The 21,106-nt window shown below is 57.3% G+C and carries 18 protein-coding genes and 6 pseudogenes; 11 read left to right on the top strand and 13 right to left on the bottom strand.

Features of this window, described 5'->3' with window-relative positions:
• Nucleotides 1–20: 20 nt before the first annotated feature.
• Nucleotides 21–860, bottom strand: coding sequence for a DUF4397 domain-containing protein (locus MU558_RS03800; protein WP_246972072.1), 840 nt, complete (start codon nt 858–860; stop codon nt 21–23).
• Between the two features lie 156 nt (nt 861–1,016).
• Between MU558_RS03800 and MU558_RS23230 the strand changes: the two genes are divergently transcribed.
• A complete protein-coding gene (locus MU558_RS23230; protein WP_322987047.1) occupies nt 1,017–1,502 on the top strand; it encodes an MBL fold metallo-hydrolase in 486 nt (161 codons plus the stop codon).
• Here the strand turns inward: MU558_RS23230 and MU558_RS03790 are convergent.
• Complete coding sequence (locus MU558_RS03790; RefSeq protein ID WP_246972069.1) at nt 1,395–1,730, bottom strand: putative quinol monooxygenase; 336 nt, start codon at nt 1,728–1,730, stop codon at nt 1,395–1,397. The genes MU558_RS23230 and MU558_RS03790 overlap by 108 nt on opposite strands.
• A gap of 593 nt (nt 1,731–2,323) precedes the next feature.
• Between MU558_RS03790 and MU558_RS03785 the strand changes: the two genes are divergently transcribed.
• Genes MU558_RS03785 through MU558_RS03775 form a run of 3 tightly spaced genes read left to right on the top strand, consistent with a single transcriptional unit; the run spans nt 2,324 to nt 5,732 of the window.
• The gene (locus MU558_RS03785; protein WP_322987034.1) at nt 2,324–3,256 is read left to right on the top strand and encodes a hypothetical protein; all 933 of its coding nucleotides are present in this window, start codon (nt 2,324–2,326) and stop codon (nt 3,254–3,256) included.
• Nucleotides 3,257–3,258: 2 nt separating this feature from the next.
• Nucleotides 3,259–3,564: a DUF8156 family protein gene (locus MU558_RS03780; RefSeq protein ID WP_246972064.1), complete on the top strand. Its 306-nt coding sequence runs from the start codon at nt 3,259–3,261 to the stop codon at nt 3,562–3,564.
• Nucleotides 3,565–3,566: 2 nt separating this feature from the next.
• Nucleotides 3,567–5,732, top strand: a complete 2,166-nt coding sequence (locus MU558_RS03775) for a type B DNA-directed DNA polymerase (RefSeq protein ID WP_246972061.1) — start codon at nt 3,567–3,569, stop codon at nt 5,730–5,732.
• Nucleotides 5,733–6,137: 405 nt separating this feature from the next.
• Here MU558_RS03775 and MU558_RS03770 read toward each other — a convergent pair whose 3' ends face one another.
• Both MU558_RS03770 and MU558_RS03765 read right to left on the bottom strand, forming a co-directional pair.
• Nucleotides 6,138–7,553: an ATP-binding protein gene (locus MU558_RS03770; RefSeq protein ID WP_246972059.1), complete on the bottom strand. Its 1,416-nt coding sequence runs from the start codon at nt 7,551–7,553 to the stop codon at nt 6,138–6,140.
• A 184-nt stretch (nt 7,554–7,737) separates the two neighbouring features.
• Nucleotides 7,738–7,836 (bottom strand): annotated as a pseudogene (locus MU558_RS03765) (MerR family transcriptional regulator); the annotation flags it as partial.
• 68 nt (nt 7,837–7,904) lie between these two features.
• On the opposite strand from MU558_RS03765, the pseudogene MU558_RS23370 reads away from it, so the two are divergent.
• Nucleotides 7,905–8,096 (top strand): annotated as a pseudogene (locus MU558_RS23370) (HVO_A0114 family putative DNA-binding protein); the annotation flags it as partial.
• On the opposite strand, the gene MU558_RS03760 reads toward MU558_RS23370, so the two are convergent.
• Nucleotides 8,068–8,706, bottom strand: coding sequence for a hypothetical protein (locus MU558_RS03760; RefSeq protein ID WP_246972057.1), 639 nt, complete (start codon nt 8,704–8,706; stop codon nt 8,068–8,070). The pseudogene MU558_RS23370 and the gene MU558_RS03760 overlap by 29 nt on opposite strands.
• A 115-nt stretch (nt 8,707–8,821) precedes the next feature.
• Between MU558_RS03760 and MU558_RS03755 the strand changes: the two genes are divergently transcribed.
• Nucleotides 8,822–9,658: a DUF8170 family protein gene (locus MU558_RS03755; RefSeq protein WP_246972055.1), complete on the top strand. Its 837-nt coding sequence runs from the start codon at nt 8,822–8,824 to the stop codon at nt 9,656–9,658.
• A gap of 1,743 nt (nt 9,659–11,401) precedes the next feature.
• Nucleotides 11,402–12,571 (top strand): annotated as a pseudogene (locus tag MU558_RS03750) (orc1/cdc6 family replication initiation protein); the annotation flags it as partial.
• Nucleotides 12,572–12,576: 5 nt separating this feature from the next.
• On the opposite strand, the pseudogene MU558_RS03745 reads toward MU558_RS03750, so the two are convergent.
• Nucleotides 12,577–13,065 (bottom strand): annotated as a pseudogene (locus MU558_RS03745) (IS630 family transposase); the annotation flags it as partial.
• Nucleotides 13,066–13,136: 71 nt separating this feature from the next.
• Nucleotides 13,137–13,646, bottom strand: a complete 510-nt coding sequence (locus MU558_RS03740; RefSeq protein WP_246971982.1) for an IS630 family transposase — start codon at nt 13,644–13,646, stop codon at nt 13,137–13,139.
• A gap of 47 nt (nt 13,647–13,693) precedes the next feature.
• On the opposite strand from MU558_RS03740, the pseudogene MU558_RS03735 reads away from it, so the two are divergent.
• A pseudogene (locus tag MU558_RS03735) lies at nt 13,694–13,873 on the top strand (cell division control protein Cdc6); the annotation flags it as partial.
• 449 nt (nt 13,874–14,322) lie between these two features.
• On the opposite strand, the gene MU558_RS03730 reads toward MU558_RS03735, so the two are convergent.
• Together MU558_RS03730 and MU558_RS03725 are read right to left on the bottom strand one after the other, a co-directional pair.
• Nucleotides 14,323–14,646, bottom strand: coding sequence for a DUF6788 family protein (locus MU558_RS03730; RefSeq protein WP_246972050.1), 324 nt, complete (start codon nt 14,644–14,646; stop codon nt 14,323–14,325).
• A gap of 126 nt (nt 14,647–14,772) precedes the next feature.
• Entirely contained in the window at nt 14,773–15,186 is a 414-nt protein-coding gene (locus tag MU558_RS03725) for a helix-turn-helix domain-containing protein (protein WP_246972048.1), read from the bottom strand.
• Nucleotides 15,187–15,315: 129 nt separating this feature from the next.
• On the opposite strand from MU558_RS03725, the gene MU558_RS03720 reads away from it, so the two are divergent.
• Nucleotides 15,316–15,864 (top strand): DUF8170 family protein, encoded by a 549-nt coding sequence (locus MU558_RS03720; RefSeq protein WP_246972046.1) that lies wholly within the window; start codon nt 15,316–15,318, stop codon nt 15,862–15,864.
• Between the two features lie 67 nt (nt 15,865–15,931).
• On the opposite strand, the pseudogene MU558_RS03715 reads toward MU558_RS03720, so the two are convergent.
• From MU558_RS03715 to MU558_RS03700, 4 genes and pseudogenes are all read right to left on the bottom strand, one after another.
• Nucleotides 15,932–16,252 (bottom strand): annotated as a pseudogene (locus MU558_RS03715) (hypothetical protein); the annotation flags it as partial.
• A gap of 142 nt (nt 16,253–16,394) precedes the next feature.
• Nucleotides 16,395–17,378, bottom strand: coding sequence for a DUF7983 family protein (locus tag MU558_RS03710; RefSeq protein ID WP_246972044.1), 984 nt, complete (start codon nt 17,376–17,378; stop codon nt 16,395–16,397).
• 87 nt (nt 17,379–17,465) lie between these two features.
• On the bottom strand, nt 17,466–18,062 hold the full coding sequence (locus MU558_RS03705) for a hypothetical protein (protein WP_246972042.1): 597 nt from the start codon (nt 18,060–18,062) through the stop codon (nt 17,466–17,468).
• A gap of 63 nt (nt 18,063–18,125) precedes the next feature.
• Nucleotides 18,126–18,512, bottom strand: a complete 387-nt coding sequence (locus MU558_RS03700) for a hypothetical protein (RefSeq protein ID WP_246972040.1) — start codon at nt 18,510–18,512, stop codon at nt 18,126–18,128.
• An 81-nt stretch (nt 18,513–18,593) separates the two neighbouring features.
• On the opposite strand from MU558_RS03700, the gene MU558_RS03695 reads away from it, so the two are divergent.
• The gene (locus tag MU558_RS03695) at nt 18,594–18,848 is read left to right on the top strand and encodes a DUF8081 domain-containing protein (RefSeq protein WP_246972038.1); all 255 of its coding nucleotides are present in this window, start codon (nt 18,594–18,596) and stop codon (nt 18,846–18,848) included.
• A 381-nt stretch (nt 18,849–19,229) separates the two neighbouring features.
• Nucleotides 19,230–21,047: an SWIM zinc finger family protein gene (locus tag MU558_RS03690; RefSeq protein ID WP_246972036.1), complete on the top strand. Its 1,818-nt coding sequence runs from the start codon at nt 19,230–19,232 to the stop codon at nt 21,045–21,047.
• The last annotated feature ends 59 nt before the right edge of the window (nt 21,048–21,106 follow it).

Genomic DNA, 21,106 nt, shown 5'->3' with positions numbered 1-21,106 from the left:
ACGACGGGCAGCCGGCAGTATCACGTATCTTTCTTGTCCTCACACTTCTCCTCCTTTTTAGACTCTTTCTCGGGTTCGTCTTCTTTCGGCTCCTCTTTGTCCGACTCAACGACCTCTTCATCCGGAAGGGAATCCTCCGTGAGGAGTATCTCGAACGGCTCATCGGCGGGTGCTCCCTCTGGCTCGAGGTAGCCAATCGCGAACGCGGAGTAGACGGTTCCTCCGGCGAGGGAAACGTCGATTTCGAAGACGCTGGTCTCTCGGTCACCCGCAGGATAGATGACGAGCGTATACTCGCCTTCCGGGACCTCGGTGTAGCCGGATTCACCGAAAGCAACGTTCTCGAACAGCGCGTCCCCGTTTTCACTGGCAACGACGTCCACCGCAGGCGCGTCGGGTGAGGCGTGGAGGACGCGAACGCGAGCGGTACCCGGATCGACCGGGCTGTTGTCGTCGTCGAGGAACAGCGCCTCGAGGGGCTGGTTTTCGGCGGCCACTTCGCCGATCACTGCGAGAAGACCGTCGAGGGTGGGGTCCACGTCGCTGGCCTCGATGGTCTCCTCGAGCACTGCTTCGGACGGATCTTCACCGGTGGGAACGATCTGGACCGTGTACGTGCCAGGCGGGAGTTCGCGGTAGTCGGTGACCGTCCCGTACGGGACGCCCTCGCGGACCCGCTCTCCGTCGACGTAGACGTCGATGTTGGGTGCGTCGGGTGAGAGGTGTGCAACTCGAGTCTGGAAGCCGGTATCGGTTGGCTGGTCGTTCGTTTCGTGGTCACTCGAGGCGGCTGTAGTACCTCTGACGCCACTGACCACCACGAGGCCGCCGCCGATCTGTAGAATTCGTCGTCGGCTCACGCAATCTTCAGTCATTCAAATATCATGAATGGTGATATAGGTAATAGTGCTAACACTTGCAGGCACAGGCCGATGCAGTTCCGAGGCTCGATATCCAACGCTTTGGGCCGTCCGAGCGAACCACCCGATATAGAATAATCCAGATGCGCCCACGCCCTGCCCGTCGCCGTCAAGACGGAACGTGGCCTCGTTCTGGTTGACGTCGGACCCGAGGGGATTGCCGACGCCCTCGAGGTCCGCCTCTCGGATCTGGGCTATGGACTTGAGGACATCTGGCTAGTGTCCCTAACTCACCACGACGGGGACCACGTCGGCGAAATTGAAGAGGGCCGTGCACGCGCCGATCCAATCGTTGCTGCCCATCCGGAGGAGATGCTGAGCTTATCCTCTGAATGTTGCAAGCCGCTTCTGACAACAGTTCGGTACCTCGTTGAGTCTCTGCAAGATACACAGCGCGAATGCAGCACAGAATCTTGTTCAATCTGCGAAAGTGGTGATCGTTTAGTAGAGATGGATCATATATCAGTCAGCGGTTCAATCAAGTGCCGCGGCAGCATCACTTGCTGTGAACTCTGTACACGCTATCTCATCAGTCTCAAACTGAATCGTTTCGATCTTCCCATCTACGAGATCTGGGAGTGACTTGACAAATCTGCGGTATTGCACGGATTTAGTGTGCGTTTCGGCAGCAGCAGCATCTTCGTACTGCTCAAAAAACCGCATGACACTGGGGTCGTCGATGTCTATCATTGCGCGGTACCGGACGGTTCCGTCTTCGGTCTTCGAGCATTCAACGAGACCAGACACGAGTTCCATCACTTCCTCCCGCCGCGCTGAATCGAATGGAATTGTAGTATGAATAACCAGCATATTTGATAAGACATAGTCTGAACTCATAGTCGTTCCGGATTATCAATACGCTATCATCTCCTGCTAATTACGCAGATCTACCAAACAATTGGTTCATTGTCTTCGAAGGGAAACAAACAAAGCCGTCGTGCTGAACTCATGCTCTGGATGTAGCACGCTGTTTTTACCAGTTGACGTATAGGTCATACTCTACTGCGATACATCGCCCACCTATACTTATCGGATCGGGACGCCTACATAGTAGGTGCGAGAGCCGTTCTATGACGCCCTCATGGAGGTAAAGCAATATCGTACAGAAGGCCCACCCCTCGTCAGCTCTTGGGATATGCGGGGGCCGCAGCAGAAACATAGTCGCGTGAAGGCGACATCTGCGAGGGATCAAAGTGAATTAACCAACAATTTGTTTCAGATCACCTAATTCGTTGGTTAAAGCAAATAGTGCTGTCTGCCTTCGACTCTGGAAACTTCTCGGAAACAGTCGAACGACCGCAGGAATTCGGCGACTGAGTCCGGTCTCCATCTGTCTCATTTCTTCCCTGAAACGCGGAAGAGCCACGCCGCGGCTTATCGTGAACGTAGGCATCTAGTCGAGTATGCCTGACCACTCGACGTCGACATCGAACCGATTGGCGGTGAAACAGCCAACACGGGGCGCTGACCGCAATCGGTCCCTTGCTGACCAGGCCGATCCAGCCACGGAAGAGATGCTGTTGCCGTCACTCGAGGACGGCATCACGCTGCTCGACGTGGAGGGCGGCCGCGGCGTCCCAATCCTGCAGTCGCTCGTGCTCAATCACCTCCTCCTGCACGACGGGCCCGCCTTCTGGGTCGACGCAAACGGACACGCGACGACGACCACACTCGCGCAGATCGCCCCCAGCCAGCGGCTGCTCGACCGGATCCACGTCGCACGCGGGTTTACCGCCTACCAGCATTACGGCGCCGTCTATGATCTCCCGACTGCGGTGAATCAGTCCATCCAGGAGTCCACTGCTAATACCGGAACGGGTGGTCGACAGTCCGCGAATCGTGACGAGGACGCGTCCACCCACACACCCTCACTCATCGTCGCGCCGGCCGTCGACGCCCAGTACCGCGCCGACGACACCCTCGGTGAGACGCACGCGGAGACACTCCAGGCTCGAACCCTCGCCCGGTTAGCGACCTATGCTGACGGCTACGATGTTCCCGTTCTCGTCACCCGGAGCGAGCGCGACGCATTCACGGCACCGGTCGCGACGGCTGCCGACCACCACCTGGAGTGCGAGCAAACCCGGATGGGCCCACGGGTCATCAGCGACGACTTCGAGACGCTCCTCTATCCCGTCGACGGAGCGTACTACCAGACGACGTTCGCATACTGGCGGCAGCTGCTCGAGGCGCGCGCAACGCAAGTCGGCGTGGAGCCGTCGACAACGACTTCCAACGGTGTCGGGACGGGCGTCACAGCCGACGGAGAGACGATCTCGGTCGCGGCGAACCCCCTCCTCGACGCGTGGACAGCTGCTGGCACCGGAGGTCAATAACGATGGGGCGTACGAACCCCACGTACCGAGATGCCCTCCGGGCCATCGAAGAGCGCTGGGCAGATTTCAGGCGGGCACTCCGTCGTCGCGACCAGCCTCAATTCGACCGGCTGTTCCAGTACGCCCGCGAGCACGCCGATGCAAGCGGGTTATTGAACCATCAGAACCCGCTCCTGCCAGCGCTGGTGAGCATCGATCTCGAACAGGAGGCCCGCCTTGACGAGCACGAAGAGCGCCTCGAGGAGCTCGAAGCCGCGGTCGCCGCGGTTGATGACCAGGAGGACGCCGCTCTTGGACCGGACGTCTGACAATGCCGTTCACAATCGACTTTCTGGACGACGGTCGCGTCCTCGAGTGGGAGGCAACCGCCAATGGAGCCATCGCGACCGAGCACGACGACTACACGCCGCGTTTCTACGTCGCGCCTCGCGACCCCGGCGCAGACGTCGACCTCACGTCACTCCAATCGGTCTACGAACAGCACCCGAACGTCGTCGCGACCGAGATGGTTGTGCGACGTCCTGGCTTTCGACGAGACGAGGAGCCAGTCCTTGTCGTCGACGTCGAACACATCGACCGCATCACTTCGCTTTCCCGGCAGGCCCGCCAGCTGTCCGCCTATCCGGTCGGGGATCTCGCCTGCTTCAACGTCGACTTCTCACGGGAGTTTCGCTACTGCCTGGAGAACGAAATCGACCCGATGCCAGCGAGCGATCTGTCGACGCTCCGGCTCAGTGTCCCGGTGACTGAAACCAGCGGAGAGACGTACACGGAGCTGTCCGTCGCCGGCGACACCGTCACTGGACCGCCGGCGGATCTCTTGACGACAGTCCAGACAGCCCTCGAGGAACACGACCCGGACATCCTTATCTGCTCGACGAGCGAGATCATCCCGACGCTGTACGAGATGGCCGCGGCCGCTGGCGTCGACGAATTCACACTCAGTCGATGGCCCGATGTGGCCTATCAGCAACTCGCGAGTCGCTCGACGTACTCGAGCTATGGCCGCGTCGGCCACTCCCCGGCCCGGTACAACGTCCCCGGGCGGGCGATCGTCGACGAGTCGAACACGTTCTTCTACGGGGAGACGAACCTCGACGGCGTCCTCGACCTCGTCTCGCGGTCGAAAAAGCCCGTCCAGGAACTCGCCTGGGCGTCGATCGGAAACGTACTGACCGCGATCCAGATCTGTGAGGCACACGACCGTGGCGTCCTCGTGCCGTGGAACTCCTGGCGCCACGAGTTCTACAAGCCAGTGGGCACACTCCACGACGCCGATCGGGGCGGGTTCATCTTCGCACCCGATGTTGGCCTCCACGAAGACGTCCACGAACTCGATTTCTCGAGTCTCTATCCCAACATTATCTGTACACGAAACGTCTCACCGGACGTCATCCGATGTGAGTGCCATCGCGACCGTGACGACGTCCCCGGGCTCGGCTACGCGATCTGCGACAAGCGCGGCTATCTCGTCGACGTCCTTCAGCCCATCATCGACGCGCGCGACGATATCAAGGCGGCCATCCGTCGCGAACAGCAGCGAGATGACCCCGACGAGGAGCGCCTCGAGGAACTCGAAGGGCGATCGGGTGCGCTGAAGTGGATCCTCGTCGCCTGCTTCGGGTACCAAGGGTTCAGTAACGCAAAATTCGGACGAATCGAGTGCCACGAGGCAATCAATGCGTTCGCTCGTGAGATTCTATTAACGGCCAAGCAACGCTTGGAAGCCGGCGGCTGGCGCGTCGTCCACGGGATTGTCGATTCGATCTGGGTCACACCTGATCCCGATGTCGACGACGATGACCGCGAGGACCTCGAGACGCTCGCGATAGAGATCACAGAGAGCGTCGAGATTCGGCTCGAACACGAAGCTCACTATGAGTGGGTCGCGTTCGTCCCCCAACGCGGGAGCGACGCCGGCGCGTTGACGAAGTACTTCGGGAAAGTCGCCGGCAAAGATAAATTCAAAATCAGAGGCATCGAAGCTCGACAGCGGTCGACGCCGCCATTCATCGAGGAGGTCCAGCGGGAGTGTCTCGAACGGTTCGATGCAACCCGGTCGGCAGAAGCGGTACTCGGTTGTCTCCAGGACGCGATCGAGCGCCTTCGCTCCGGGGAGGTGCCGGTCAAGCAACTCGTCGAGCGGAACCGTGTCTCCAAGCCGCTAGAGGAGTACACGCAGAACACCCAGAACGTGGCGGCCCTGAAGCGTGCTCGCGATCAGGACCTCGCCGTCCATCCAGGACAGGACATTGAGTACGTGGTCGTCGACGATGAGAAAGCCTCTCGGGGCCGGGTCGCGTTGGCCCACGAAGAAATCGAGTCGTACGATCCGTCGTACTATGAGACGGAACTCGTCAGAGCTGTCGAAAGCGTTCTGTCTCCGTTGGGGTGGAGTCGGTCGGACATCCATCAGGAACTCGCCAAGACGCGGGTTCCTGAGCTGACGGCGTTCACCGATGCTGGAAATAATTAACCAACACGACCGCCTGACTAACGGAGTCGTTGGTTAAGACACGAAAGGTTCGGCTCGTATTCTTGGGTAGAAAGAGAGGGGACTCGAGGGCTCACACCTCTCGTCAAGAGTGAAAATCTGGAAGAGAGGGCGGGGTGAGGTCCACAGGAAATAGAGGTTCACGAGAAGAGGAGACGCAAGAAATCACGGAGAGAGCTGCTAAGACTGGCAGAAACGGCAAGAGGAGAAAAGTTATCACGAGCCGTAGTTCACGAGACTCTGGACGAATACCGCCTTCGTCCTCCTTATTCGCTACGCCATCGTCTCATTGGTTTCTTTCATTTGGTTCGCCTCTGGGGGTACGTTCGATTCCCCCGCACTCCTCTCTGGGGTCGAAAAACCATCCCCAGCTGTTACCCTCCGGCGTTACTCGTCGGCTTTACTCTCAAGAACAGCAACGATATCGGATAGATCGAAGAGACGAAGATCATCACGCTCGTCTGCAGCTTCCTCGACGGAGCGTTTGAACCCAGAGCGGCTGAACAAGGCGAATTCATACGTCGGCTCACCTCCTCCGGTGGGTGTCCAGTCGATGTACTCCACGTCGTCTTCGAGATCCGAAAGCACATCATAGCTGAGGGGGGCGCTGGTGAATTTCGCTTCGCCAGCGATCAGCGTTGACTCGTCAGTTGGTGCAACGATATCTACCTCCCGGCCCTTGTACCACCACTGGCTTGGCACCTGTGTGAGCTGGTAGTCTGCATAGAGCGCCGGCACCGCCTGGTGGCAGAGCGATTTGAACGTTTCGCTGACGAAGTCGGGCAATTCCGGTTCGATAAGGTCCTCGTAGGCGTTCTCGCCGTAGAGTTCGTACTGCCCTCCGCGACCGTAGAGATACCGGAAGTAAAACCGGAATACGGGATCTCGAATCTGGTATCGCGTCCGCTTGCTGCGTGCCGGGTCGGCGAGTGCTGGATGGTGTTTCTCGATGATCTGGAGCGTTTCCAGCCGGTCGAAGTAGTACGACGTGTTGGTGCTCTCGATGCCGGCTCCCTGAGCGATCTCGTTTCGACTGCGGTTCCCGCTAGCCATCGATTCCAGTACGGAGAAATACGTGTTCACCTCGTTGAGTTCCATCTGGAGGACGGTTTCGGGCTCGTCGTGGAGTGGGCCATCCGGGTCGCACAGCAGCCGCGTGATGTTCTCTCCGAGGCTCTGTGATGGATCAAGTGGGCTGAGATATCGGGGTGTACCGCCGAAGACGCCATAGACGAACACCCGTTCTTCGGGATCGTACGTCGGCACGAACTCTTGGATGGAGCGAAACGGCAGCTGGGTGAGTTCGAGGCGGCCATTCGGTGTCTGGGACACCCTGCCGTAGAGTGGCGCACCGCCATCGAGGACGTGGGTATGAATCATGCCGATTGCAGAGCCTGTGAGTACGAGCGTTGCCTGACTCTCGCCGACAGCTGTATCCCACAGGTGTTGAATGACCGACGGAAGTCCCTCGTTCGAATCGATGAGGTATGGGAATTCGTCGATGACGATGATGGCGTCTCTGTCGGTGAGGTACGTTAAGAGCGGTTCCCATTCCTCTTTGACGGCCGTGATGTCTGGATAGGTCGTCGCTGCTGCCTCGACGAACCGCCTGAGCTGTGTCGTCGCTGTCCCTTGGACTGCCTGATAGTACACGGCATCGTCGCGGTCGGCAATCGATTGGCGGACGAGTTCGCTCTTGCCGATCTGGCGGCGCCCATAAATAATTGCGAGTTCTGCAGCGTCACTCTCATAGAGGGTCTGCAACCGATCGAGTTCCTCGATACGATTGACGAACTGGTCCATACCTCCAGTCGTTGTGGGAGGTACATATGTGCCCCGAAGTTAGGAACCAGACTATAATAGTTTGAGCTATAATAATCTGGTCCCTAATACGGCGGGTCAACCATTCAACGACACACGAGGTGTGGCCAGCGCTCCAATCTAGTTGATCAGCGAGCGTACTGATACCGTTCCTATTTTCAGCAGGTGTGTAGTCAAGGTCGCCGTTTCGACACCACCGTTTGACAGTTTCGGGGTGGACGCCAAGTTCCTCCGCGAACTCGCCGATGGCGTACGACCGTGGCATCGTGTTGTTGCTAATTACCATTTATTACTTCTTAAAGACTCGGAATTCAGAAACAGTTATGAACCCTCATCGTGACCGTAAAGTCGTCAAGTGAGTTCCACGACGATGTCACCGACGATATCGAGGTATTCGAACGGGGCGTCGCGGTGGATTCCACGTCAACGCTCTCGTTCACCAGCTACGATAACCTCATGAAGACGCTGGCTCTGCGCCGAGAGAGTTGCCTCAGGATCAAAACAGTTCGTCGAGCGGGCGATCGGCGTTGTCCTCGGTGATGGCGTCCGGGTCAGGTTCCACCGGGGGTGCATCGAAGAGTCGGCCGCCACCACGTTCCCGGGCAGCCAACACATCGTCAAGTTCGGCTTGCATTTCATCGTCGAGAGTGGGCGCGGTGAAAGCGTTGGCAACGTCATCAGGCAGGGCGGGACGAGGTGCGTTTCGGTGCCGCTCGATTTTCTCAGTGAGGTAGAGGTTGTCCTGAAGGGCGCGCAGCACAGGCACGTACCGAAGGTAGTCGTATTCATCGAGTAGAGTGATGCCGTAGCTAGTGAATCTCCAGAACTCGCGTGGGTCATTTTGCTCAGCATCATCGCCGTCATAGACCTGTTTTGTCACGAGTTCTTTCTCCGCGAGGCGGTCGAGATGCTCAAGGATGGTCGACCGATTCTTGGGTACCAAGTACTCCAATTCGTCCAGTGTGACGAGATGGTCAGGATGGCCGAGGATTGCCTGGATAACGTAGTAGCGAGTTTCTTGCGTAATAAACCGGTGTGCGCGTCGCTGTTTCTCGAACGGCAGAACGTCTTCCCCACCGAACGGATCGGTTGGCCTTTCGGGAGGGCCTCGGTGGGCGTCCGCGCTATCGCTCATATGCGTCTTTTCCAGCCGAAGTTACGTAACTGTTCGGGTTAGCCAGGTTGAGATTACAGCAGTTTAGCCAACTTGTATATGAACGTTTAAGCCGAACACTTCTGTAGGGAGGAACATGAGCGGTCCACGGGTTCCCCAGAACGCAAACGCCATCTACCAAGCTGTCGACCGCATATTCGAGGGGATAGAAGCACCCCAGCGAGACTGGCAGGAAGTCATTCGATACATGAATGAGGAACTGCCACGATTCGAGCAAGCTGACACTAGTTACCTCGTTCTCGGTAGCTACCGGGGCCAGTACGGCCACCGGCTACGCGAGTTCGCCAACTGCTTGAACATGCCAACCAACGCCGAATCGATCGTACTTGGAGACACGCTCGATCTTGACACAGCAGTTATCCCTGAATTCGATATCAAAATCAATCTACTCGGCGAATTCGCTGACTCTATCGCGGGCGTCTACGAAAAAGAAGACGGCGGAGAAAGTCCTGAATTGGGCGTGTGCAGATCATTGTTCGCGAGGAAGACGTTTGTGTTTCCTCGAGATTACACAGGCCTCACTCGTGATAACCTCGAGACGCGAGAGGACGTTATCCAGGCAGCGCTCGCCATTTACTACACGGACTTCGACAACATCGATGAGAAAGACCGAGAGCAAGAAAAGAAGAAACGAGAGTTAGCGTCACTCATCACAGCCGCACAGCGTGAGGGAATTAACATCACCGAGCGCGAATTAACCGATATTATCAAAGAGAGAACAGCCAGTGTCGACGAGGAACCGGCAGTGTACAGCTGGGTGCATCTAAGTTTCTTCAAGCGGTGGGAAGCGATGGGGCAGTGCTACCCGTGGACGACGCTTGAAGAACTGCGCGATCTTGCTGACGAGATGCCAGGACCGGTGCGACCACGCTGGGAAACCGAGTTTGATGTCGACGTCTTCCTTGACGAGTGACATCCTCCGCGTCTTGACGTCTTCCACACGGCTGAAGCCCTGTCTCTTACCCACAAGTTGCACCACCAGTCGCGGGCGATCCATCGGAGAGTGGCGATCGAGATACCAGTATTCAGCGCCTTTCGCCGGGTGAAATCCGTAATTGTGGATCCGAACGCAGTTGACTCGAGTACTACGCTCCGTACCGAACGTCGATCTCGTCTCTCTTCCTGTGGGTCTCAGCTCGTGCTCGCCCGCCTCGGGAGCCTCCGAAACGCCGCTTTCGCGAGACTCCGTCGTATGGGTAAGAGACAGGACTACAGTCGTGGGCTTTCTCCTGTATTTCTGTAAATCAGAAATCGTTATCATACCATTTAATATATTAATTGATATGTCAGATATGGTCTCGTGGAAAACAGTTAGTATTGCAGCGATCCTCGCCCTTCTGGGAGTCGTGTTCAATACCACTCGATTTCACCTGACAGGAGCGGCACTTGGGTTGTGGATCGTTGGGAGCGTCGTGTTTGCGTTCCTCTTGACTCATGGTGTTCAGTACTACCGCATTAACTACGGTCAGTAGACGCTCTGTACTGTGCGATTCGAGCGAGGAAAATATCAACTGTTGAGCATTTCAACAGAGCCAAGCCATAGTGTATCAAATTATCAAGTGTGTCTGGTTTGACTGTACTGTTACTGGCTGTGCTCGTTCTCCAACATCCCATAGCTATTTTGATGTATTTTGATGCAAAGCGACTCGATCTCAAAAACCCAGAAATGTATTGGTTGGGGGTGATAGTCCCCGCAGGTGGATTTGCAGTGATACTCTATTATTTTTCAAAGCGGAAAGATCTCCCCAAGAAAGAAACCGAACTTTCGTAGAAGATCGCTGCTAAAAGTTTTTCACCAGTACTGAGCAATTTGTTCTTCACCTGAACCTACTGTTTATCAGGTAATTATAGGGAGCATGCGAACTGTTCTCTGACACTCTCAGGAACCCGCAAAGATTAACCAACGATCGAGGGAGTGTCCAAGTTCTGTTGGTTAAGAGAGAGCAGTCTCAGGAACGAGGACCCCCACACCCCGTGTGCGAAATGAAATCTGCAAAGAGGTCACGGCGACTGAGAGCAGAGATAAAACCGTAAACGGACGGAAAAGAGGGTGAGAGTAAGCAAACACGGGAGTTCTTCCCGGGAATTACTGTGAGAGAACTCTAGGATAATGATGTCGTATCACAATAAATACCATTTCAATTCAACCGACTCTAGTTCTAGTACGGTTCTGGTTGACAGAGGAGCTACATAAAAGTTCCCCTACTATAGACCCTTCTCGATTTCCGCTTTATCAGGCTCTCTACCCCACGAAGTCGACTATCTCGGCCAGATCCCGACGGATTACTCCAGTCTCCTCCCCTACCTCTCTCCTAATTTCATCTCGCACACGGGGTGTGGGGGTTGACGACTTTCGGGTTTCTGGGATCCATTGTGATCTCCTGGGTTGACTCCAGTTCCATCAGAGTCTGAGGTCTAGAGTACTATTTCATATCGCACACGGTGTGTGGTCTCTTACTCCCTTCTGATTGGAATCTGTTTCTCCACCAATTTCATATCGCACACGGGGGGTGACCGGGAAAATTGATTTCGCCCGCGGTTATACAATCTATTTGAATTGCCCCTTTCAGAGCCGCTCTAACCAGGTAATTCGACGAATTTAATCTCGCACACGGCTCCCCATAATTATTTATGGTCTCAACGATACCCCGAATACATGGCTGACGGGGACAATCAACAATCCCTCTCCCAATCCATTAAAGGCCGTCTTCAAGAGGGGGTACAGAATTCTGTATTTCGGGACAAGGGGCTCCTCGATCCTGATGCCGTCATCGACGAGGATCGAATCGTTGGTCGCGATGAACAACTAGACGATATCATTACTTACCTTCGGCCAGCGTTGCAAGGGAACCGCCCGCCTAATATGCTCCTTTATGGACCGTCGGGCACTGGGAAATCGCTTATCATCAATGCGGTCTGTCAGCAAGTGCTCGAACTCGCGAACTCCCAAGGCAACGGCTTCGGTGTCATCAAGATCAATTGCCAGACGATCAAATCTCACGACCGTGCCGTCTATCGTCTCGTCGAGAATGCTGCCGGCGAAGCTGGTGTTGATGTCGGTGTTCCCGAGAGCGGTATCTCGACGGACCAGAAGCTCAATCGCTTCTACGAAATTCTGAGCAACCACTTCAACTCAGTTATTATCATTCTGGACGAGGTGGATCTCTTGGTGGGGCGACAGCGTGATCCAAACGATGAACCAGCCTACTCAAAACTGCTCTATCAGCTGTCACGGGCGTCACAGCTAGGTCGGATCGAGGGCCACGTTTCTGTCGCTGCACTCACGAACGATCCTCGATTCATGGAAAACCTCGATGGGCGAGCCGAGAGTTCGTTTAATCCCCAGGACGTCGTCTTCTCTGACTACGACGCGAATCAACTCCAGGCAATTCTCGAGCGACGTCGCGACGCTTACCAAGACGGTGTCCTTGAGGAGGATATTATCCCGCTCAGTGCTGCGTTCGCTGCGCAGGATCACGGTGACGCTCGAAAAGCAATCGACTTGTTCCGGAAGGCTGGTGAGATCGCAGACCGCAATGGCGAAGACATGGTCTGTGAAGCGCATGTTCGCAACGCTCAGCGAGAGGCTGAACGCGACCGGACGCTGACCCAGATGCAGGGGCTATCGACGCAAAAGAAGCTCTCGCTTTACGCCACTGCGATTGTCCCTGTCTACTCTCAGCGCAATCTGAACGCCGTACCGAGTACGGTTGCGTACCGTGTCTATCAGTTTCTCACGGAGCTGTTAGACGCAGATGAAAAATCGCGTGACTCCTATCTACGGTACATGAGTGAAGCCGAGACCTACAATTTCGTCACGTCTGATAGTGATTAGTTCGAATCTTTACCGGTAAGATACGGCCAAATGCTGGGTTCGCTGATTGTTTTTACACCTCGTGAGATGTAGTCTTTCAGCGACGAGAGATCAGGGACGAGTCGATACTTGAACCACTCTTGCAGCTGGTCCCAACACCCTTCGACGGCGTTCAATTCGGGGAGTTTTGACGGGAAGTACCAGACTTCGAGATCGTCTCCGCGCACGCACGAGACCGAACTGTCTCCGACAGTTTCGGTCTCGCGCTCACCACTCACGTGCTCCCAGAGATCCCTCGCATAGAAGTAGCCCGCTCGATCCAGAAACACCACTAACTCCTCACCGAACCGCTCGGTTAACGCCTCTAACAGCCGAATCCCATGGTTCCGTGTGAGATTCTCTTCTGTCCAGCAGAAGAAGCTGTCACCGTCGTCGGTGACAGCGCCCAGCACGGTCACTGAATCCCACGACGTTGCAACCTCTATTGTCGGATTTGAGCCAATCGGGTAGAAGCCACGTCGTTGGACAGTTCCGACGTGTTTGGTGAACTGATCGACAACAACGACGGTTTTGTCGGTTAGTTCGGGTCGTTTTTTTCGACTGTTTCTTGGAACTCGGCTTTCTCTTCAGGGTCGGCTTCATGATGTTGAGGCCGTGCTGTCCGCAAGGACAGCCCGGCCTCTTTCAGCAAGTCGTACGCGTAGGTTTCGTGGTATTCGACGCCGTATTCCTCTTTGGCGTGATGGAGCAACAGTTTCGCTGACCACGCTTGCTGGTCGTAGCCGAGTTCGGTCGGCGGCTGTTGCAGTTGTTCGAACAGTTGCTCACGGTCTTCGCCCTCGATTTTTGCTGGACCTCCTGGTCGAGGAGCGTCGTACGGTGCCTGCTCGATCGGTTCTTCCTCGAACCGATCGAGCCAGTTGCGAATCGTTTTCTCGACAACACCGTGGCGATCAGCTAGTGTCTCCAGTTGATCGCCCTGCTTACGCCCAATCGCCGCGAGAACACGTTCTCGCGGCTTCCCTTTGTCGATCTGGTCCTTTAGATCATAGAGTTCTTCGAGCGTGATGTCGTCGAGCCGACCCATTACCAATACCAGTGTCTCTATAGGTAAAACATTTCCCTAGACACTATGAGAAGCGCGGACGGGGCTACGGTAACGGTGTTCACAAGGAGTACACCTTCGTCGATGATCCAGAGGTAGTCGCCGAGACGCTCCAAGCGGATATCCGACTCGAAGAGGTGGAACATGAAGAGGAACTGATCAAGTCTGTTGTCAACGCGCAGATCGACGATTTCTTCGACGGGAATTGATCTGAAGATGCGTCGACACTAGTCGCAAATTCATTTCGCACACGGGGTGTCTCCTCTCATCCTATCAGCCAATTCATCTCTCACATGGGGTGGTGGGATGCTCAAAGAAGTTAGTATTACTAGGTGTGTTAGACAACGATACACGGCATTTCATTTCGCACACGGGGTGTCTCCATTTGATCCACTACCGAATTCATTTTGCACACGGGGGGTCCACCTGATTTGGGGGCAAAATCATCTCGCACAGGGGGTGTCTTCTCTCAGATTCTGAGATTTCACTTTGCACACGGGGTGTGGTCGTGTTTTGTTAATTTACTTCGCACATGGCGTATAGGCTCCCCCTTATCGATGTGTAAATTTCTTCAATTCTGACAAAAGCAGCACTCCCTCTCGCTTCTCGTGTTTTCATTCTGATCGACCAGACGCGCGGTCGATGTGCCAGCCTACCGCTACTCGTCAGGATTGACTGGGCCTTTGTATTTTGAGGTCACCGTATCGCCTTCCCTCCACTGCCAGTAGTAGTAGCGATTGTCGTTGATCTCCTTGATCGTGATCGTGGCCTTCGCCGGGACGTCGTCTGGGAGGTCGTCGGGGCGTTCTTCGATCTCGTCTTTGTCCGACTCTTCCTCGAGGCGGGCCTCGCGTGCTTTGTGCTCGGCCAGTGCCTCAGCGTAGCGGGCAACGTGCTGGAGCTGGTCTGGTGAGTACCCGTTGAGCGTATCGACGATGTCTGTTGGGAGGTCTGCCGGCGGCGTCGGTGGCTCGTACGACATGGGGTGTCGCCTCGTGTTAACCAACATGTTGGCCAATAGTATAGATCTGTTGGTTAAATCTTCTCATCGCCTTCGTTACCCACTGAAGAGCACGATTAGCAAACTATTCGGAAATAGAACGTACGGTTATGCACCGTCAGGACGGGGGGCGTTCTCGTACTTGATCATCTTCTCGGGCTTGTCGGTGATCGTCTCGTAGATCCGCTGGAGCGTCTCCTCGGCGGCGAGCAGGTTGTGTTCTTCGAGGAAGGCTCGACCCTCCTCCGTGAGACCGTAGAACTTCCAGGGATACCCCTGCCGGCGCTGGTCGCCGTCTAAGGCGACCTCTTTGACGATGCCGGCGTCGATCAGCTTCTGGATGTGTTTGTAGACGGTGGCGTCGCTCACGCTGGGGTTGAGCTCCTCGAGTTCGTACATCGAGGGGAGCTGTTCGGGGTGCTGGAGGATGTTGTTGATGAGCGCGAACCGCGTCTCTTGGGTAACGAAGTGGACGAGTTCGCGGGTTTCCATTCCCTCAGTGGGTTCCAGGTCGGTGCTCATACGACACGATACACGCCCTTGCGGCAAGTAGTTTACTCCTAAGTAAATCACTCTAAGGTAAACTGGAATATGACTGACTCGGTAAATTACTTCATAAATCATATCTCGTGACCGTGAGGAGGACAGTGTATGTCCGACGAGGAGCCGCCCGTCCCCGAGGAAGTCCTCACGAGTGCGAAGGACCAACTCGACGAGGAAGAAATCTCTCTGGCGGACAACGAGGAGATCATCCACACTCTGAGCGAGTTGACGCCGGTCTACGAGAACGATCGATCGTACTTCGTGCTCGGGAACTACGACCAGGAACCGATTCGACGGCTGAACCTGGTGGTCGACCGACTCAACCGCCGGCAGGATGCCTACGCGTTCCGGATGGTCGACATCCGGGGCGAGTGGAACAACAGCATCCAGAAGTTCTGCCTGATCGCCGACATCGTGACCTACCTTGTCGGCGTCGCCGAAAAAGAGCCGAGTGACTTCCTCGTCGAGCAGGGGCTACTCGTCGGCACGACGGAGTATTTCGCGAAGAGCCACGTCCTCAAGCGGGTGTACGAGAACGAGGAGCATCCCTTTGGCTGGATGCAGGACGGCGTCTTCGCGCTGTTCGACCGGGAAGGACGGCTGTATTGCTGGCAGACCGAGGAGGAACTCGTTGACGTGACTGAGGAACTCCCGTGACAGCGGGTGGGCCGATACGGCCGGAGTTAACCAACACAGGCGAGGCGTCGGCCGGTCAGTTGGTTAATCAGAAGCGGTCTGCGTCAGTAGGGAGTTGACCATCAGGTCGGGGGACACGGCCACGCTTGATTTCGTGGTCAACGCGACGCATATGCTTGCAGCCACTGGCGGGCGTTCGCTGCTGCCAGCCCGCACAGGTCCAGGATTCACCGATCACGTCGACTTCGCAGCGGTTCCCAGACGCGAACTCCACCTCGTACCAGCCTCCCTTTGCGAGTAGGGAGACGATCATCGCTTCCTCGACAGCGCGTCTGGTTCGTGGCTCGAGATCGTCTGTCGACGTGGTTTTCTCTGACACGATCAGCCGATCACGGACGTCGCCTGCCCGTATCGACGAGTGATCCTATGAGGGAGACGTATCGAAAACGACGAGCTGCGGTCCTTTTTATCAGACTCAGATGTCCGGCGAAACCAGCGGTGAAGTCCACTGAGTAGATGAGTGCCACGACGAGAACGAGGCGTCGTGTGCATCACGGGTCAGCGCCTGACTGGGTATAGTACTCGGTTCCGGTGTCGAAGCCGGTCAAATCCTCGATCCGTGCTTCCAGATCCTCGATTTCCGCGCGCAACTCCGTGGCCTCCTCACTCTCGCTCGCTGCCAGCCGATCCTTCAATCCCTGCAGGCGCGTTTCCTTGACCTCCTCGTCGACCTCGGCTTTCCGGACGTATTCGGTCTCTGTGATCTCGTAGACATCACTCTCTCGGAGTTCGGTCACGTCGAGCGCATCGTCGACCTTGTCCGGATCCACACCCAGAACACGCTCGCGATCGATCCCCGCGTCCTCTAGCGCTGCGAGGACCTCCTCTTCGTCTCGTAATGACTTCGATCGACGGGCCGTCCGCTGGACCGAGCCGAACTGAGCGTGAACCGGGCGGTCGTGGTGGATCCGATTGAGGAGGATATCGGCGATATCCTGCCGGAGGTCGTTCGCCTCACGTTGCACGTCCGAGAGCAACGTGTAGAGGTTGACAAGTGCGTTCGTGTCGAGTTCGGTCAGATTAGTGGAATCGTGGCGTTCGAGAGCATCGATCAGAAGGAATGCATCCGAGTACACTCCGGCATCCGGTTCAGCCCGGTCTTCCGTCCTCGACTCTTCGTCATCGACGACGTGCGTAGCACTCGGCTCCTCGGTCTCGATGATGACGCCAGCTTCCTCGTCGATTTCGAATCGGGGGTGGAGCGTCAGGACCGCAGCATACGGCTCTGCGTCTGCCGGGATCCGGTCCAGCTCGAAGCGGCTATTCCTCTCTTGGATCCGCCGGTAGAGCGTCTCAAACTGCTCGCGCTGGAGCGGACGAGAGTCACTGGATTCCTGACATTCGATGATCACGCGGTGTTCCTGCGTGTCGGTGATGCGAAACCGCTTGTGCGAGAGTGGTGTGATGAGAGTAGCGTCAGAGGGGAGTTCCTCGGCCTCGTCGAGAAGCGTGTGCCAACTCACGCTGAATGGCATATCTGTATGAATGACGCCGGGAGCACAAAACTCCGCGGCTAACGCTCTCACCCCGATACACGTTCCAGACGAGTCTATTCGAGTGAACTACCGTCCACTACTGTGCTCGTCGCCCTCGAGCGCGTCCCGAAGCCCGTCCGGGAGTAGGGAAAACGGCTTCTCAGCGTGAAAGGCGACGTTCTCGTAGGCCTGCTCGATGTGTTTCCGCTTGGAGTCCTCACACTCCTCGGCGAGCGCTTCCAGTTCGTCCATCATCGACCGGAGTTCGTCGCTTTCTCCGAGCATCTCGGCGGTCAGCGCCAGTTCCTTGATCGCCTTGGCGGCCGCGCGTCGCACGCGGCCGTCGTCATCGCGGAGTGCGTCCACGTAGAGGTCCCGCAACCGGTCGTGGTGTGTCGCGATCTCGTCGAGCGTCCACTCGCCCGGTAACGCCTCGTCGGTGAGGTCCGCCCCGACCGTTCGATAGGCCAACCTGGGATACAGACCGGCCGCAAAGCGGATCACGGACTGTCGCTGGTATCCATTGTCGGCCTCGTAGAGGTCGCGACACATCTCGAAACACTCGTCGAACAGGGCGGCTCGTTCCTCGAGTTCGGTATTCTCGATTTCGTCGATTGCCCGATTCACGCGCTCGGTGTCGCCAGAGGAGAGTGCGTCGGCGAACGCCTCGCGAGTGTGATCCATACTCGTTCTTGGTCGGATGACGACGTAGTTCCTCGGATTGGGCTTCGAGAGGATCTCCGTTCCTCACCCGGCGGCGTCGTCGACGTAGTCTTCACGCCACCAGACGGTCCGGTCTGCAGGCGACCTGACTGCTGTCGCCGTGAACACTTCGACGGAGAACGTCTCCGTTACGGTCGTATCCGATCCGTGAAGATGGGTAGCGAGATAGCGCAGTAGTTCGGGGATCGCTTCGTCACTCCACGTATACTTCTCCCGGAGCACGAGAAGGGCGTATGCCCGATCCTCGTCGAGTGACCAGATCGTGGCCGTGGCGAGTCTGGCGCTGACGTGATCGTCGGCGACCACGTCCGGATGTGTGGTGTCGATGTACCAGAGTGTAGCTTGCTCGGACTGGAAGAGTGGAAGCGGATCAAAGTGCTCGGACTGGAGATGTTCGGGCGTCAGTTCCATATGCGGTTCGTACGGCTGGTAGCAATATAATCGACCCCGACTTGGGAAATCCTGAAGAAGAGCTACCGCGAACGAACAGCCATGGCCGACTACATCGTGGAACTCAAAGACTCGGTCTTTCGCGAGACACCACTCGCGGAGGCGAATTTCGAGGAGGATCGTCGACTTGTGTTCGGCTCGAAAGCGGACGCGGAGGCGTGGGTGACTGAACAGAACCGAGAACACGCGAGCAGGGGGCAACTCACGCTCCATACCGCCCATCCGGCCGACACGTCGGACGTCGACGCCTACGTCGTCTTCCAGCCGGTGAAAGGCGTCTGGGTTCCAGATTCGTAGGCCCACAGCCCCCAATCGTCCACCACAGTTATGGGATCAACTTTTGCAGGCGGAGTCCCCGTCCGCTGGGAGCATCGCAGTCCGCGCAAGCGGACGAAAAGCGCAGTAAGTCGGGGAGGAAGCCGTACACTTATCTGACTTCAGGAAGGATATCGAGACACGTCTATCCGGGCCAACAGTCGTCCGGATGGATGGGCACCAGTCAACGTGCCCCGAAGTCCGGGACGATGACCCCGAGAGCGGAAAACCGCCCACGCAGTATCGAACAATACTGCTGTCGAGGATGAGAACACGGACAAACCCCGCCCTCCACGAGCGAGTGGGCGCAAGCCCCCAGCGAAGTAGGGCGAGGTAGTTGACTCCGTAGATATCATACGAGCGATGGTTGATCCCGACCCAACACTCACGGAGGCAGCAGTCCGGGATCTGGCACGTCCACAGTCATACGACCGGGGGGAGAACTACTACGACGAGGGTGCCGTCGTCGAGCTCGTCCGGCGCGGTGAGACGATCCGAGCGGCGGTTGATGGCAGCCAGTATGTGCCCTATCAGGTGCGAATCGAACTCGACGAAACCGGAGTCGTCGACACGGCGTGTTCCTGTCCGTACGATCACGGTGGGATTTGCAAGCACCGTGTAGCCGTCCTCCTAACGTACGTCCGGGACCCCGGCAGGATCGACCAGCGACCGCCGGTCTCCGAACTGGTCACCGACGCGGATCCCGAGGATCTCCGTGAGGTTCTTGTCGACCTCGTCGAGAGTCGCCCGGAGTTGGCAGAGCAGGTTGTGTCCCGGCTCGAAACACTGGACTCAGGCGATGAGGACGACGACGCTCGCGACCGCACGCCCGACATTAATCGGGAGTCGATCCGCCAGCAGGTGCAATACATTCTCCGTCCAACCGAGGGATGTAGCGCCCACGCGCACGACCCGTATGAGGCGGTCGAAACTGACGTCGAGAAGTTGCGAAACCTTCTCGACCAGGCACGGACAGCCGTCGAGGCCGGCGACGGCGAGACGGCATTGGATATCCTCGAACCGCTGGCCGACGAACTTATGGACGAGGAGTGGCTCGCTCTCTCGTACGACGATTCGCACGCGATCTTCGAGTTTTTCGACGAGGTCGACCGAGTGCTGGCCGAGGCATTGCTCACGGCCGACCTCTCGGAGGCCGCGCGTGCCGACTGGGAGGATTGCCTCTGGGCGTGGGAACAGGAGATGGGGGGCTATACCCACCAGCCACCGTACAGCGTCGCCCTCGAAGCGACACAGCGGGGCTGGGACTTCGAGCCGATCCAGCGGGCGATGCAGGGCGATATCGGCTACGCGGACCTCTGGGAGGGCGACCCGCCCTGGTATGCCGAGGACTTCGTCAGAGCCCGACTCAACGTTCTCGAACGCCAGGGCCGCATCGAGGAGTACCTGAACCTGGCGGAGGCTGCGGACCTGATCGACGACTACGTCACCATGCTCGTCGAGGAGGGTCGGATCGACGAGGCAATCGAATACGGCCGGCGCAACCTGTACTCCCCGGACGAAGCACTCACGCTGGCCAAAGCCCTTCGGGAACACGACCAGCCAGAAGCCGCCCTGGAGATCGCCCAGCACGGATTGACCCTCGACGACAGCAGCGGGCAAGCGGAGTTGGCCGAGTGGCTCCGTGATAGAACTAGCAGCATGGGCGAATCCGAGATTGCGCTGGAGGCAGCCATCGCCGCGTTCGACGCCTCGCCGACGCTTGCGGCCTATCAGGCCGCAGAGGAACTCGCTGGCGAGGAGTGGCCTCCCGTCCGCAAGGAGCTACTGGAGTCGCTTGCAGACAGGGACACGAGACAGCGGACTGCGCGACGGCACGTCGAGATCTTTCTGTACGCGGAGCAATACGACGAGGCCATCGCCATCGCGGATCGGTTTTCGGATTACAAGGTAGTGGAGCCGGTCGTCGAGGCCGTCTGGGAGGAGCACCCCCACTGGACGATCGACGCCTGCAAGGAGCAGGCCGAGCCGATCATCGAGGAGGGACAGTCTCAGCGGTATCGCCATGCTGTGGACTGGCTGGAGTACGCGGGGAAGGCAGCCCAGGCGTCGGGAAACCTCGACGAGTGGTGTGCCTACGTGGAAGGTCTGCGAGACGAGCACTATCAGAAGTACAAGCTCCGGCCGATGCTCGAGGATCTGTTGGAGGAGTTCTCGTGCTGAAAGAACGAACAGAGAGGAACGGGGCAGTCTCCTTTTGGTTCCCGGCGGGCACCTCGTGC

This window comes from Natribaculum luteum (assembly GCF_023008545.1).
Classification (GTDB): domain Archaea; phylum Halobacteriota; class Halobacteria; order Halobacteriales; family Natrialbaceae; genus Natribaculum; species Natribaculum luteum.
The sequence above is the reverse complement of the archived record's forward strand: the minus strand, read 5'-3'. Positions and strand labels throughout refer to the sequence as shown.

Bases quoted from the DNA above. Each gene is read 5' to 3' on its own strand.
- MU558_RS03790 (WP_246972069.1), bottom strand. From the start codon at position 1,730: ATGCTGGTTATTCATACTACAATTCCATTCGATTCAGCGCGGCGGGAG.
- MU558_RS03785 (WP_322987034.1), top strand. From the start codon at position 2,324: ATGCCTGACCACTCGACGTCGACATCGAACCGATTGGCGGTGAAACAG.
- MU558_RS03780 (WP_246972064.1), top strand. From the start codon at position 3,259: ATGGGGCGTACGAACCCCACGTACCGAGATGCCCTCCGGGCCATCGAA.
- MU558_RS03775 (WP_246972061.1), top strand. From the start codon at position 3,567: ATGCCGTTCACAATCGACTTTCTGGACGACGGTCGCGTCCTCGAGTGG.
- MU558_RS03770 (WP_246972059.1), bottom strand. From the start codon at position 7,553: ATGGACCAGTTCGTCAATCGTATCGAGGAACTCGATCGGTTGCAGACC.
- MU558_RS03760 (WP_246972057.1), bottom strand. From the start codon at position 8,706: ATGAGCGATAGCGCGGACGCCCACCGAGGCCCTCCCGAAAGGCCAACC.
- MU558_RS03755 (WP_246972055.1), top strand. From the start codon at position 8,822: ATGAGCGGTCCACGGGTTCCCCAGAACGCAAACGCCATCTACCAAGCT.
- MU558_RS03740 (WP_246971982.1), bottom strand. From the start codon at position 13,646: ATGGGTCGGCTCGACGACATCACGCTCGAAGAACTCTATGATCTAAAG.
- MU558_RS03730 (WP_246972050.1), bottom strand. From the start codon at position 14,646: ATGTCGTACGAGCCACCGACGCCGCCGGCAGACCTCCCAACAGACATC.
- MU558_RS03725 (WP_246972048.1), bottom strand. From the start codon at position 15,186: ATGAGCACCGACCTGGAACCCACTGAGGGAATGGAAACCCGCGAACTC.
- MU558_RS03720 (WP_246972046.1), top strand. From the start codon at position 15,316: ATGTCCGACGAGGAGCCGCCCGTCCCCGAGGAAGTCCTCACGAGTGCG.
- MU558_RS03710 (WP_246972044.1), bottom strand. From the start codon at position 17,378: ATGCCATTCAGCGTGAGTTGGCACACGCTTCTCGACGAGGCCGAGGAA.
- MU558_RS03705 (WP_246972042.1), bottom strand. From the start codon at position 18,062: ATGGATCACACTCGCGAGGCGTTCGCCGACGCACTCTCCTCTGGCGAC.
- MU558_RS03700 (WP_246972040.1), bottom strand. From the start codon at position 18,512: ATGGAACTGACGCCCGAACATCTCCAGTCCGAGCACTTTGATCCGCTT.
- MU558_RS03695 (WP_246972038.1), top strand. From the start codon at position 18,594: ATGGCCGACTACATCGTGGAACTCAAAGACTCGGTCTTTCGCGAGACA.
- MU558_RS03690 (WP_246972036.1), top strand. From the start codon at position 19,230: ATGGTTGATCCCGACCCAACACTCACGGAGGCAGCAGTCCGGGATCTG.